Below are 14,317 nucleotides of genomic sequence, written 5' to 3'. Positions count from 1 at the left end.
TTCACCCTGATGCGGGCATCACCGACAGTTTCGCGGTCGTGGTCACCGACATCACCGGGCAGAGCAGCACGGACAGCCTGGACATCACCATTCTCGATACCGCGCCGGAGGCCAAGGCTGACGCGCGCAACATCGGCGAAGACACCACCACGGCGCTCGACGGCAACGTCATCAACGGCGCCAGCGACACCGCCGACACCCTGGGCGCGGATGCCACCAGCGTGACCAGCGTCACGCCGGCCGGCGGTAGTGCGTCCGACGTCACCGCAGATGATGCGACGGTCGTTACCGGCAGCTACGGCACGCTGACGCTCGAAGCCGATGGCAGCTACAGCTACGTGCTCGACACCACCAATGCCGATGTGCAGTCGCTGGATGCTGACCAGTCACTGACGGACGTCTTCACCTACACCATCACCGACGCCGATGGCGACACCTCCAGCACCACGCTGACCATCACCGTCGACGGTGCCACCGATGCCGCGCCCATCATCACGTTGGCAGACAAGGAAGTGACCGAGGCCACGGGTGCCACTGTCACTGACACCTTCCAGGTCGAGGCGGATGCCGGCATCGCCAGCGTCACCATCAATGGCACGGATATCACTTCGGCGTCAGTGGATAACCCCATCGTGATTCCGGGCGCGACTGATGACGAAGGGACGCTGACTATCACGGGCTACGATTCCGGCACCGTGTCCTACACCTATGTGGAGGATGGTACGGCTGCGGATCACTCGGCTGGTGACAATAGCGTGTTCGACAACTTCGCCGTGGTCGTCACTGACCTGGCAGGACAGAGCACGAGCGACAGCCTTGACGTCAAGATTCTGGATACCGCGCCGGTTGCCAACCCTGATGAACGCACCATCGAGGAAGATGCGACGGATGAACTGACAGGCAACGTGATTGACGGTATCAATGACACCGCCGATACGCTGGGCGCCGATACGCCGTTCATGGTCTGCAAACTGGACGATAAAGGGATTGCCGACGGCGGCAGTGCGACCGTCACCGGCGACTATGGCACGCTGACACTCAATAGTGACGGCAGCTATACCTACGTATTGGATACCACCAAGACGCAGTCGCTGGCTGATGGTGTGCAGGCGGAAGATGTCTTCACTTATGTCCTGGAGGACAGTGATGGTGATACGTCTACCACCACGCTGACCATCAACATCACGGGGTCTGACGATCTGCCGGTACTTACCGCAGACACTGGTGCCGTGAGTGAGGACGACGTACTGAGTGCCACTGGTGCGCTGACGGCTACCGACGTGGACGGCATCGCTCCGACCTTCGTCGCCGCCACCGATGACAGCAGTATCTACGGCAGCTTCGAGGTCGCCGCCGACGGCAGCTGGACCTACACGCTTGATAACGACAGTGCAGACGTACAAGGCCTGATTGAAGGACAGACCGTCACCGAGCAATACATCGTGAGCCTGTCGGATGGCACCAGCACTACCGTCGATATCATTATTACCGGTGCTGATGATGGTGAGCCGACCATCGACTCGTTGGAAGATCAGTCAGTCATCGAGGGTGAGGGTGCGACCGTCACCGATACCTTCAATGTCCAGGCTGATACTGGCATCGCTACCGTCACCATCAACGGCACCGATATCACCGGCGCGACTGCAGACAATCCGGTCGCGATTCCTGGCTCGGATGGTGATGAAGGTACGTTGACCGTCACTGGCTACGATGCCGACACGGGCACCGTCTCTTACCGCTATGTGGAAGATGGTACTGCCGCTGATCACTCTGGCGGCGATGACAGCGTTGTCGATAGCTTCACCGTGGTGGTGACGGATGTTACCGGTGCAACAGCCACCGACAGCCTCGACGTCACGGTTCTGGATACCGCGCCTGTCGCCAATGATGACACCTACACCATTCGTGAGGACGATACTTCCCCTGATGGTGAGCCGGTGATCAGTACCAATGTCATCACGAGTGTTTTGGGTCGTGGTCAGGATGAGCTTGGTGCCGACGCCGTGACCATCACGAAACTGGACGGCATCTTGCTGGCAGACAACGGGGGTAGTGTTACCGTCGATGGCAGCTATGGCAGCCTGACCCTCAATACCGATGGCAGCTTCAGTTATGACCTGGACGATGTACGTGCCCAGGCATTGGGAGCGGGTGATCTGGTCAAGGAGGAGTTCGAGTACACCATTCTTGATGCGGATGGGGATTCAGATACCGCTGTCATCACCATCAATGTCCAGGGCTTGAACGACAAGCCGGTGGCCTATGACGATGGCCCGATTCTGGTCGAGGAAGATACTCCGGTCAGCGGCAACGTCCTGAGCAACGATGTTGATGCCGATGGTGATGAGTTGAGCGTCTTCAGCTTCACTGTTGACGGCGATACCTACGACCCGGGCGAGACGGCGGATCTTGGCGAAGTCGGCACGCTACTTATCAATGCCGATGGTACCTTCACCTTCACGCCCGGCGAGAACTACAACGGTCCGGTGCCTGATACCACCTATGTGATCACGGATGGTACCGAGTTCGATGAAGCCATTCTCAGCTTCCAGGATGTCACGGCGGTCGATGACCCTGTTGTCATCAGTGCCGATGATGGCGCTGTTGCCGAAGATGGTGTGACACAAGCGTCGGGTACGCTGACCGCGACCGATGTCGATAGTGTGGCGCCGACATTCGTGGCCGCGACCGATGACAGCAGTGACTACGGCAGCTTCACTGTCAATGCTGACGGTAGCTGGACCTATACGCTCGACAACGACACAGCTGCTGTTCAGGGGCTGACGTCTGAAGACGAGATTGTCGAGCAGTACACCGTCACGCTCAGCGATGGTTCCACCACGACAGTGGATATCGTGATCACCGGTACTGATGATGCACTGCCGGTCATCAATTCACTGGAAGATCAGTCCGTCACCGAAGCGACAGGAAGTACGGTCACCGATACCTTTACCGTGAAAGCTGCGGCAGGTATTGCGGCAGTGACGATCGCTGGTGTGGATATCACGGATGCCAACACCTCACCGGTAGTGATCTCCAATCCAGATGGCGAAGGGACGCTGACCGTCACAGGCTATGATGCCGACACCGGGGTGGTCTCCTACAGCTATGTGGAAGATGGCACTGCGGCTGATCATTCCGGTGGCGATGACAGTGTCGTTGACGACTTCGCTGTCGTGGTGACGGATCTTGCCGGTCAGAGCACCACATCCAGTCTGGATGTCACCGTTCTGGACACCGCGCCGATAGCCAACGCTGATACCCGCAGCATGAACGAGAATCGTAGTGCTGCCGTTACCGGCAATGTGGTGGACGGCTCATCTGCGACGGCGGACACCCTGGGGGCCGATGCGGTCACCGTCACCGCCGTCACTTCCGGATCAGAAACCGTCGCGGTGAGCGATGGCGCGGCGGCGGTGATCACTGGTGCTCATGGCGAGCTGACGCTTGAAGCGGATGGCTCCTACAGCTACCAGTCAGCACGCGAAGATCTGCAGTTCCTCGCGGCGGGTGAGTCGGTCACGGATGTCTATACCTACGTGATCAAGGATGCTGACGGTGATACCTCCAGCACCACTCTGACGATCACCATCAATGGTCGCAACGACGGCCCGGCGATCAGCGTCAACAGTGGTGATAGCGCCTCCGCCAGTCTGACGGAAACGGACTCCGCCCTGAGCACCAGCGGTACGCTGTCGGTGACGGATGTGGATCTCAGCAATAGCGTGACGCCAAGCGTGACCAGTGTCTCCAGCAATGGTGATACTGGCGCGCTGGACAACGATGATCTGCTTGCGCTGCTGGGGGTGGACACCGGCGCCATCATCGATGACGAGAACACTGAAGGGACGCTCAACTGGACCTTCGACAGCAGTGCTGCCGGGGAAAGCTTCGATTACCTGTCTGCAGGCGAGTCACTGGTCCTGACCTACACCGTCACTGTCACGGATACGGCGGGAGCGACAGCTACCCAGGATGTCACCATTACCATTAAGGGGACGAATGACGCTCCGATGGTGACTGCGACTGAAGGCCGCGTCAGCGAAGAAGGGCTCGAAGGCGGTATCGCCGACAGTGATGCGGCTGATGGCTTCACGGATACTACCGATGCCACCATCGTCACCGGTACGGTTTCGGTCACGGATGTCGACAGTGACAGTGTCTCGCTGGTGCTGACAGCGCCCGCCACGGCCATCACCTCCGGTGGCAGTGCGGTGACCTGGTCCGGCAGCGGCACCCAGTCAATGGTGGCAACCGATGCCGAGGGTAATGAAGTCGCGACGGTGACCATCGATGACAGCGGCGCCTATACCTTCACTCTGAGTCAGGCGGTTGATCACTCGGGTGATGGGGAAGATGTCCTGTCTCTGGACTTCGGTGTGCTCGCAACGGATAGCGAAGGCGCAAGCTCCACCGGCACGCTGACCATCGGCATCGAGGATGATGCCCCCGAGCAGCAGGAAGCACAGAGCTTCTCCTCGACGCTGGTGGACACGAATCTCACTATCATTCTTGATGTGTCAGGTTCCATGAATACAACTGATGGAATCGATGGTGAAACTCGCCTGCAGAGCGCCATTGATTCCATCAAGTCTCTGATTGAGGCATACGATGACTTTGGTGACGTACGTATCAATCTGGTCACGTTCTCAACCATTGGCACAGCACAAGATGCATGGATGACCGTCGGTGAGGTTGAAACCATATTGGATAGTCTTGTTGCCAATGGAGTCACTAACTACGACTCTGCGCTAGCTGCTGCCATCGAGAATTACTCCCAAGATGGGGCGTTGGAAGATGCGCAAAGCATTTCCTATTTCTTCTCCGATGGTGAACCAAACTATGGTGATGGGGATTCTAGGGAATTGAATGTCCTTACCGGTGGGTTCGTGTATAGCGCTGATGCCGGTATCTCGAACGATGAAGAGGATATCTGGACTGACTTCCTGGTCGATAATGGCATCAAGTCCTACGCTATCGGCCTGGGCAGCAATGTCACCGAGTCCAATCTTGATCCGATTGCCTACGATGGCTCGGCAGATGAGGATCTCGATAGTACGGTCGTGACCAGCTTCGAGGATCTCGACGATACGCTTGCTGCCACGGTCCAATCACCCGTCAGTGGTCAGCTGGTATCAGGCAGTTCCGTGGATGGCAGTCTGTTGGGAGCAGATGGCGGTTATCTGCAGTCGGTCACTGTGGATGGCACGACCTACAGCTATGATCCGGATACCAATGCTGTTTCTGCCACTGGCACTGACAACAGCAGTTACGATGCAGACAGCCTGGAGTTGACCATCTCGACGGATCTGGGCGGCAGCATGCTGTTCAATCTGGGGACCGGTGATTTCTCCTATACGCCGCCGGACAATGTCAGTGAGCGTTCCACGGACAGCTTCGATTACGTCACGGTCGACAACGACGGGGATACCAACACTTCCAGCGTCAGCATTGATGTCGACAAGTTGGCTGTCGTGATCGGGACTTCCGGTAACGATACTTTGACAGGTGATGGTGACGGGCCTTTCTATGCCGATTATCTGATCGGCCAGGGCGGCAATGACATCTTGAGTGGCGGTGTGGGCAGCGATCGTCTGGAAGGCGGTAGCGGCAACGATACGCTGAGAGGTGGTACCGGCAACGATATCCTGTCCGGTGGCGAGGGCGATGATCTTCTGGTGGGTGGCTCCGGCAACGACATCCTCACCGGTGGCGATGGGGCAGACACCTTCCAGTGGATGAGTGGTGATGACGTCAACAGCGAAGGCGGCATGGCGACGGATACCATCACCGACTTCAGTGTGGCGGATGGCGACGTCATCGATCTGTCGGATCTCCTTCAGTCCAATGGGGACGCCGATGCGCTCTCGAGCTTCCTGCACTTCGAGTCAGATGGGGACGGCGGTACCACCATCGAGATCAGTGTGGACGGCTCTGCGGGCAGCAATGTCACCCAGGAGATCACTCTGCAGGATGTGGATCTGACATCGGGCGGTGATTCCGATACCCAGATCATCCAGTCGCTGCTGGATAGCAATAGCCTCAAGACCAACGTTGACGGTTGATGCAAAAGATAAGGGAGATGGCTTAGGCCATCTCCCTTTTATTGCATTAGACTTCACCGAATGAATGTCTGCGAAGTGCCCCACTAAGGAGGACAGGTTGAGCGATCAACCCACGCCATTGAGACCAGAGCCGGTCGGCGAAAGAGAGGGCGACCCTCTGCTGAATGCGCTGGTGTTCATGGCGCGTTACCACGGCAATCCCCGGTCAGCCGCCGTGCTGACGGACGGGCTGCCGATGGAGGACGGGCGTTTGCCTCTGGCGCTTGTCAGCCGTGCAGCCGCGCGTGCCAATCTGAGCGCCAAACTGGTCAATCAACAGATCACCGCGATCAGCGATCTGTTGATGCCCTGCATTCTGATGTTGAATGAAGGGCGCGCTGTCGTGCTGCTGGAAGTGGATGCCAAGACAGGAAAGGCGCGAATCCATCAACCGGAAGCGGAAGGCGATGCATGGATCGAACTGGAAACGCTGACGGCACGCCATGATGGACGAGTGGTCTACCTGAAGCAGGAACACCGTTTCGATGAGCGCGCCCCGGAAACGCTGGAACAGAGCGATGGCCACTGGTTCTGGTCGACGCTGAAGCTCTCGACGCCTATCTATCGTGACGTGATTCTGGCCTCTGTCCTGATCAATCTGTTTGCTGTGGCATCGCCACTGTTCGTGATGAATGCCTATGACAAGGTGGTGCCCAATCTGGCGTTTAACACCTTGTGGGTCATGGCGACGGGCATGGCGATCATCATGGTATTCGATTTCGTGATGCGGCAGACGCGTGCCTATTTCATGGATACCGCCGGCAAGAAGTCCGAGGTGCTGCTGACTTCCAAGCTGTTTGCCAAGACCATGAATCTGCGCATGGAGTCGCGCCCCGGCTCCGTGGGCGGCTATGTGAAGCATCTCCAGGAATTCGATTCCATTCGCGAGTTCTTCACGTCAGCGACGTTGACCACGCTCGTCGACCTGCCGTTTGCGCTGCTGTTTCTCGCCATCATCTGGATCGTCGCCGGGCCCCTGGTACTTGTGCCCCTGATAGCTCTTGTCATCCTGCTGATCTACAGCCTGGCGATACAGAGACCGCTGCGCAACAGCATTGAGAAGGGCTCGCGGCTGGCGACCGAGCGCAATGCGCGTCTCGTGGAAGCGGTCTCGGGGCTCGAGAGCCTCAAGCTGGCCAATGCTCAGGGAGAGACCCAGCGCCGCTATGAGCGTGCGGTGGGTCAGATCGCTCATTGGGGGGTGAAGAGCCGCAATCTGACGACATCCGTCAGCTCGCTGAGCATGTCATTGACGCAGGCCACCACGGTGGCACTGGTCGTGTTCGGGGTCTATCTGATCGCGGATGCACGACTCTCGGTGGGTGGGTTGATTGCCGCGGTCATGCTTTCCGGGCGTGCACTTCAGCCCCTGGGGCAACTGGCGCTATTGATCACCCGTATCGGGCAGACGCGCAGTGCCATGAGTGCGCTTGAGCAGATCATGGCGTTGCCTGAAGAGGCAGAAGATCGTCGGTACGTGCATCGCGAGACACTGCAGATGCGGATCGAGTTCGATCGTGTCGGCTTCGCCTATGCGCCCAACACGCCGCCGGCGGTGACCGATATCTCGTTGACCATCGAGCCAGGCGAGCGAGTGGCCATCATCGGCCGTATCGGTGCCGGCAAGAGCACCCTGCAGCGCCTGATCTGCGGACTCTACCGTGCTACCGCCGGCAGCGTGCGAGTCGATGGTCTTGACCTCAACCAGATCCATCCCGCCGATGTCCGGCGTCATATCGGGCATGCCGGTCAGGACAGTGCGCTGTTCTTCGGCTCTATCCGCGACAACATCACCCTGGGGCAGCCGCATGCCAGTGATACCCAGATTGAGCTTGCGGCCGATGCTGCCGGCGTGACCGAGTTCACTCGCCATCACCCGGAGGGACTTGATCGCCAGGTCGGGGAAGGGGGACGGATGCTGTCCAGTGGCCAACGTCAGACGGTCCTGATGGCTCGGGCGCTTCTGATGCGACCGCCGCTGCTGTTGCTCGATGAGCCCGGTTCGCACATGGACAATCGTGCCGAGCTGCGTCTGAGGCGTATGCTCAAGTCATTGCCGCGTACCCAGACCATGGTGCTGGTGACGCACAAGAGCAGCATGCTGGAAGTGGTAGACCGCGTCATCGTGATGGAAGGTGGGCGTATCGTCGCTGACGGTCCCAAGGACAAGGTATTGAATGCCTTGAATGAAGGGCGTGTGTCCGGGCGCAAGCAGGAGGCTCAACGTGGCTAAGGCACCGATTGAACAGCGCGATCTTCACCACCTGGATGACGTCAGCTCAGCCGTTCTGCTGGCGACCCCCTGGAAGTCACGCATCCTGATCTGGATGGTGCTGGCCTTCATCGTGGTGTTCGTCATCTGGGCCAGCCAGGCGAGCCTGGAGGTCGTGACGCGAGGTTCCGGCAAGGTGGTGCCCTCCACCCACCTCCAGGTCGTGCAGAATCTGGAAGGGGGGATCGTGCGCGAGATCTACATCAAGGAAGGGCAGATCGTGTCGCCCGGAGAGCCCTTGCTGCGCATTGATGACACCAGCGCCGGTTCCGACCTGCGCGAGCGTGTCTCGACCCTGGATGGCCTGCAGGCCACCATCATCCTGTACGACACCGAGCTGGATTCCATCGCGGTGGACGCCTCTGCTGATGACTGGAAGGACCAGGTCGTCATGACCCGCGTCCCCCTGCCATTCGATGAGGAGTTCAAGACTCGCAGTCCTGCACTTGTCGCGCGTGCGATGACTGCCTATCGCACCCACCTCAACCAGTTGAACAGTGGCTTGAATGGCTCTCGTGAGCAGATTCTGCAGAAGGAGCAGGAGCTGAGAGAGCTGAAGTCACGCATCAATAGCTTGGAGCGCAGCTACCAGCTGTCACGTCGTGAGCTCAACATGACAGCACCGCTGGTACGTGAAGGCGTGGTATCGCAAGTCGATCTGCTCAAGATCCAGCGTGAGGTGAATGATCTGCGGGGGGATCTGGAGTCGGCGCGACTGGCAGTGCCCGGCAAGCAGTCGGAGCTGGATGAGGCCATCTCGAATCGTGTCGGTGTTGCCCAGGAATTTCGTTCGCGTGCAGCAGATGAGCTGGCCAAGACTCAGGCGGATCTCGGGCGATTGCGTGAGGGGCGTACCAGTCTTCAGGACCGTCTTGACCGTACTTTGGTGACGTCTCCCGTTCAGGGGGCCATCAAGACCTTGAATATCAATACCATAGGCGGGGTCATCGAGCCTGGCGAAGATCTGATGGAGATCGTTCCCATCGAAGATCAGCTGCTGGTCCAGGCCCGGGTGGCACCCAAGGACATCGGCTTCCTGCGTATTGGCCAGCCTGCCGTGGTCAAGCTGTCCGCCTACGACTTCACCATCTATGGAGGGCTCGAAGGCGAGGTGGAGCAGATCAGTGCCGATACCGTTCAGGATGAAGAAGGCAACAGCTTTTATGAAATCAAGGTGCTCACGGAGCAGAACCACCTTGGAAGTGACTCAGACCCGCTCACGATCATCCCGGGCATGCAGGCCAGCGTGGATGTCATCACCGGTGAGCAGACCATCCTGCAGTACCTGATGAAGCCGATTCTGCGCGCCAGGCAAGGTGCCTTGCGTGAACGTTGATCATGGACATGAAGTATTCAAGGGCAACCCATAATGAAAAAGACACTCTTGGCATTGAGCGTGATGGCGGGGATGAGTTCCAGTCTCTCCGCCTCTGCGCAGTCATTGGAAGAAGCCGTTTCCAAGGCAGTGATGGAAAATCCGCGTACCCGCTTGCAGGTGACCCGTCATATCCAGCGTCTGGAAGAAGCGGAAGTCCAGCGTGGGGCCTATCGCCCGACGGTCGATCTGACCGGACGACTGGGCTATGGCAAGTTCGACTCCGAGGATGATGGGGTCAATGACGAGGATGACTGGCACGATTATCGTCGGTTGGATCTCACCATTCGCCAGCTGCTCTGGGACGGTGACACCACGATCGAGCGCATCCGTCAGGCAGAGACCGAAGCTGACTATCAGCGCCTGCAGACGGCCGCCGAAGCCAATGATGTCGCGTTGGATACGGCCGGGGCCTATCTGGATGTCATGCGTGATGAGCTGATTCTCAAATATGCGCAGGCCAATCTCGATGCGCACCGTCGTATTTCCAGTGATATCGGGCGTCGTGCAGAGTCCGGTCTCGGTGCCCGCAGTGACGTGCGTCAGGTGGATGGTCGTCTGGCCAATGCCGAGGCCAGCGTGCTGTCCGCCCGGAACAACCTCGAGGATTCCCGCTCGGCGTATCTGCGCCTGGTCGGTGAGCTGCCCACGGATCTGAACCTCCCCAGCCTCGATACCGATCTGATCAGTGCCGATGTGGAGAGTGCCTATGTCCAGGCCAATCAGCGCAACCCCCTGCTGGCAGCGGCACGGGTGTCCATTGATGCGGCTCGTCATGAGGTGAACGCTGAGAAGGGTGACAACTACCCGGAATTCAGCATCGAGGGCAATCGCACGCTGACGGACGATTATGATCAGGACGAGAGCAGCTCCGATGACTGGAGCGTCGAGCTGGTCATGCGCTACAACCTGTATCGCGGTGGGCGGGATCAGGCCGAGATTCGCGGACGCCAGGCGGCGCTGGAAACCGTCGAGCATGACAATGATCGCGTGATGCGCGATGTGCGTGACGAGATCCGACTGGCCTGGAATGCACGCGAGAACCTCAAGCGTCAGATCGATTATCTGGAAAGCTATGTGCGTGCCGCGACGGATACGCGCGAAAGTTATCGCAAGCAGTTCGATATCGGCCGCAGGACGCTGCTGGATCTGTTGGACAGCGAAAGTGAGCTGTTCACTTCGCAGCAGAATCTGATTCGTGCACGTTTTGACCTGGAAACGGCCAACTATCGCTTGTTGTCCGCGACAGGTGCATTGCTGGATTCAATGAACGTTGCCGTACCGACCCGACAGGGTTGAGTCGCTCACGGCACCACCAGGAAGTGGTGCCGTGGTCATACTGACGGCTGATGAGGAAATCAGATGAGTCTTTCGCGCCGCCTGTTTACCTTGATGTTGTTGGTGCTGTTGGTGTTTTCCTTCGGTATCTTCTTCATTCAGGTCAACAATACCCGTGATTCACTGGCCGAACGACAGCGTGTCGAGCTCTCGAATCTCGCCCAGAGCCTGAGTCTTGCACTGGTGCCGCATGTCGAGCTTGGTGATGCTGCCAGCGCGGAAACCCTGATTCGCGCCACCCTGGATGGTGGATATGTCCGGGATATCCAGCTGGAAAGCGTCGCGCTCCCGGCCCCCATCGCGTTTGACATCACACGAGAAAGCCAGGCACCCGAGTGGTTTCAGCAGATGATTCCCATGCCGGTAGAAACGGTCAGCCGTGAATTGCCGGGTGGGTGGGCCTCTCTGGGGACGATCTCGCTGACGGGAGAGCCGGCCCAGGGTCACGATGACCTCTGGAAGCTCGCCAAACGGCTCGGACTCTGGTTGCTGTTGGGGGGCTTGTTGACCCTGCTGGTGGCCTCGCTGGTCATGCGTCGCCTGCTGCGCCCTCTGGACCGCCTCTCCGCACGTCTCAACGAGATGGAGACACAGCGTTTCGACGCGCCTCTGGAGGAAACCAGTGTCAAGGAGCTGCGTGGGATCACGTCGGCTGTCAATCGACTCGGGCAGCGTCTGCATACCCAGTTCGAGGCTCAGGCGGCGCAGTTGGCGCGCCTGCAGCGCCAGGCAGAACAGGACGCCGTCTCGGGGCTTGGCAATCGTGGTTACCTCAATCGTGCAGTGGATGAATGGCTGAGTGAGCCTCTGGGAGGCAGCTTCGCACTGTTGCGGGTCGCGCAGCTTGAAGTCGTCTATCAGGAGCAGGGCTACAAGGGACGCGATGCACTGCTGCGCGCCATCGCCCAGCGGCTTGAGCAGCGTGAGCTGGCCGGGGAGCCCATCGTGGCAGGGCGATTGGCCAATCATGACTTCGGCTTGCTGTTGCCAGAAGTCGATGAGTCCGCGCTGCAGGCCTTCTTGAAGGGCATCACCGAAGACATCGATCGACTGCTGGATGCCAATCCCATGGCGAACAGCCGCCCGATCGGCTGTGTCATCGGGGCGGCAAGGCGAGAGCCGGGCATGACCCGCACCCAGTTGTTCACGGTGGCGGACACGACCTTGCTGCAGGCCATCGAGCATGGCAGCAGCGTCGCGCTTGCCGAGGAAGGGGATCAGGCGCGTCCACGCGGCGAATGGCGAGACGTCATCGAGCAGTCGCTGGAGCGCCCTGATGGGCTCGATTTCGTGGCGCAGCCCGTGCTGTTCAATGATGGCAGTGAGCTGCACCGGGAACTGTTCGCGCGTCTGCGTGAAGGGGACCAGCTGCACCGAGCCGGCGATTTCCTGCCGGTCGTGCGCCATTTCCGTCTGGGAGCACGCTTCGACCTGCATGCGCTGGAGTGGCTGGCTGCCCATGTCGATGGCATCGAGGCTCCACGTCTGGCGCTCAACCTCACCGAGGAGACGCTGGATGATGAGGCGAGCTTCTCGGGACTCATCAGCTGGTTGGGAGTCCATCCGCGTCTCTGCAAGCGTCTGGATATAGAAGTGTCGGAAAGCATCGCGCTTCGCCACCTGGAGCGCGTCAAGCTGCTGTTCCGGCGTGCACGCCGGCTGGGCGCGCGTGGAGGCATTGACCGCTTTGCACGTGAGCTGAAGGAGCTCAGTTATCTGGAGGCGCTGCGTCCGGACTACGTCAAGATCGATCAGGCGTTCTTCAAGCGTGACGATGTGGACACCGAGCTGTTGCAAAGCCTGTGCATGACGGCGCATCAGGTCGAGTCTCTGGTGATCGTGACACGGGTCGAATCCGAACAGGACCAGGCGCGCGTGATGTCCCTTGGCGCCGACGGCTATCAGGGCTATGTGGCACCGGCCGTCGATGTCATGGCGAGGAAGCCCTGATAGACAGCCAGGGGCTGGTCGCCATGTGGCAGAGACGCTGCTTCAGCTGGCTGATCGCCTGGGTATTGATGCTGTTCACGGTCGGTTCCGTACTGGCCCGCGATACGCAGGCACAACGTTTCATCGAGGTCTATGGTCAACCGGGGTGGGCGAGAGTCCAGCAATGGGAGCAGCTGCTCGTGGATCTCGACGGGCAGCCGGCCAGGCGTCAGCTCAGTGAGGTCAATGATTTCTTCAACCGGATGCATTTCACCGATGACATGCGCGTCTGGGGGAAGGAGGATTACTGGGCGACCCCGCTTGAGTTCCTGGGGGCCGGCGCAGGGGACTGCGATGATTTCGCCATGGCCAAGTATCTGACATTGCGTCAGCTGGGCGTGCCGGAGAGTTCCTTGCGCCTGCACTACGTCAAGGCATTGAGGCTCAATCAGTTCCACATGGTCGTCACCTATCAGGGCGCGGGCATGTCGATGCCTGATGTGCTGGACAACCTCAACAGCTCCATCCTGCCGGCCAGTGAGCGCACCGATCTCCTGCCGATCTACAGCTTCAATGGCAACGCGTTGTGGATGAGCAAGCGGCTGGAGGGGGGAGAGCGCATCAGCGACAGCCGAGGGCTGTCGAGTCTCACGGACTGGCAACGACGCTACAAGGACGGTGTCCTGAAAGCTCCCCTGCGCAAGCGCCCCTGAGGTGAGGGGCAGTTCAGCGTCGAATCGCGACAGGTATCGAGCAGAACGCCCCGTGGCCAGACCGCCACGGGGCGTTCTGCTTCATGCGGTGTCGGATCGCTTCATTCCGGCGTGTTGCCGCGCAGATGGAGCACTTCGAGCAGGTTGCCGTAACGGTGACGGCTGGGCATGGTCGCCAGGCCGGAGAACAGCAGCCAGAAGAGGCGCTTCCCGCGAGTGAGCTGATGCGTATGCTGCAGCAGGCGCGACAGCAGGCGGTTCTCGTCGCGCTCCTTGTAGCTCGGGGCCATGCTGACCTGCTCACGCACCAGCACCGGGGCCATTTCGAGTCGATACAGCGTTTCGAGTTCTCGGAAGCTCAGGCCGTGTGCCTCGACCACTTCGGCCATGTGCTGATACTCCGCCTCGCGGGGGGCACGCTCCTCCCAGAGAGGCGCCAGCGCCAGCCAGACCTCCTGGCGGCGTTCGAGCAGGGCGGCCACATCGGGGGCGAGGTGAGCGTTCTGGTCGTTCATGGAGAGATCCCGAGCGAAGGCTGTCAGACAGACACACCATCAACGGATGGCGCGAAGCAGGACAGCGGTGT

At 59.5% G+C, this 14,317-nt stretch carries 7 protein-coding genes; 6 read left to right on the top strand and 1 reads right to left on the bottom strand.

Features of this window, described 5'->3' with window-relative positions; all coding sequences use genetic code 11:
- The 6 genes from PJK54_RS14050 to PJK54_RS14025 all read left to right on the top strand — a co-directional run.
- Positions 1–6,065 (top strand): VCBS domain-containing protein (locus PJK54_RS14050; protein ID WP_271303198.1); only part of this gene is annotated, 6,065 nt, incomplete at its 5' end.
- A gap of 97 nt (positions 6,066–6,162) precedes the next feature.
- Positions 6,163–8,337 (top strand): type I secretion system permease/ATPase, encoded by a 2,175-nt coding sequence (locus tag PJK54_RS14045; protein WP_271303197.1) that lies wholly within the window; start codon positions 6,163–6,165, stop codon positions 8,335–8,337.
- The gene (locus tag PJK54_RS14040) at positions 8,330–9,712 is read left to right on the top strand and encodes an HlyD family type I secretion periplasmic adaptor subunit (RefSeq protein ID WP_084207911.1); all 1,383 of its coding nucleotides are present in this window, start codon (positions 8,330–8,332) and stop codon (positions 9,710–9,712) included. The genes PJK54_RS14045 and PJK54_RS14040 overlap by 8 nt, the downstream gene beginning before the upstream one ends.
- A 33-nt stretch (positions 9,713–9,745) precedes the next feature.
- A complete protein-coding gene (locus tag PJK54_RS14035; RefSeq protein ID WP_176493571.1) occupies positions 9,746–11,050 on the top strand; it encodes a TolC family outer membrane protein in 1,305 nt (434 codons plus the stop codon).
- A 63-nt stretch (positions 11,051–11,113) separates the two neighbouring features.
- Entirely contained in the window at positions 11,114–13,039 is a 1,926-nt protein-coding gene (locus tag PJK54_RS14030) for a bifunctional diguanylate cyclase/phosphodiesterase (protein ID WP_271303196.1), read from the top strand.
- Between the two features lie 23 nt (positions 13,040–13,062).
- On the top strand, positions 13,063–13,731 hold the full coding sequence (locus tag PJK54_RS14025) for a transglutaminase-like cysteine peptidase (protein WP_077378262.1): 669 nt from the start codon (positions 13,063–13,065) through the stop codon (positions 13,729–13,731).
- 101 nt (positions 13,732–13,832) lie between these two features.
- Here PJK54_RS14025 and PJK54_RS14020 read toward each other — a convergent pair whose 3' ends face one another.
- Complete coding sequence (locus PJK54_RS14020) at positions 13,833–14,246, bottom strand: DUF7079 family protein (protein WP_271303195.1); 414 nt, start codon at positions 14,244–14,246, stop codon at positions 13,833–13,835.
- Positions 14,247–14,317: the final 71 nt, after the last annotated feature.

It is taken from the genome of Cobetia sp. MMG027, from assembly GCF_027947415.1.
GTDB classification, from domain to species: Bacteria; Pseudomonadota; Gammaproteobacteria; order Pseudomonadales; family Halomonadaceae; genus Cobetia; species Cobetia marina.
The sequence above is the reverse complement of the archived record's forward strand: the minus strand, read 5'-3'. Positions and strand labels throughout refer to the sequence as shown.